This is a genomic window from Moellerella wisconsensis ATCC 35017, from assembly GCF_001294465.1.
Classification (GTDB): domain Bacteria; phylum Pseudomonadota; class Gammaproteobacteria; order Enterobacterales; family Enterobacteriaceae; genus Moellerella; species Moellerella wisconsensis.
In genome coordinates, this window is sequence record NZ_LGAA01000050.1 from 1 (window position 1) to 460 (window position 460).

General features: G+C 48.3%; 1 protein-coding gene. It reads right to left on the reverse strand.

The window, feature by feature from the left end:
- A partial coding sequence (locus tag M992_RS15260) for a hypothetical protein (protein ID WP_053909192.1) occupies nt 1-460 on the reverse strand: 460 nt, incomplete at both ends.

Below are 460 nucleotides of genomic sequence, written 5' to 3' on the forward strand. Positions count from 1 at the left end.
GTCTTCGGTCAGTTGGCTTGCATCTTTGCCATACAGTTTCTCGGACAGCATTCCCACCGCTTCGGCAGTCATTGTACCGAGCGATTGCGCGCCTGCATTTTCACCTTTTGCCAGCGCTAATGCAACATTGGCAATACCGTGGGCAACGAGGCGGCCTTCCTGATTTTCTTTCGGTATTTGCTTGGCGATTTCATTCGCGATATATGGCGCGCTGGCATTCGCCACCGCTTTATTTACATCGCCATTTACCAATCCTTGGATTAACGCCGTGCCTGATTCCACGATACGGCGCTTATCGCCGCCCACTCCCCAACTCGATTTATTGATTTCAGCTTGAATCGTCTGCTCTTTGATATAGCCGTCTATCACGCTTAAATCATTTATCTCTTTCCCTTGTTTTGCTAGCGCTTTTTGTGCTGCCTCTCTTTCCTTATCTGTTGGCGTTTTATCAAAGTTTTCC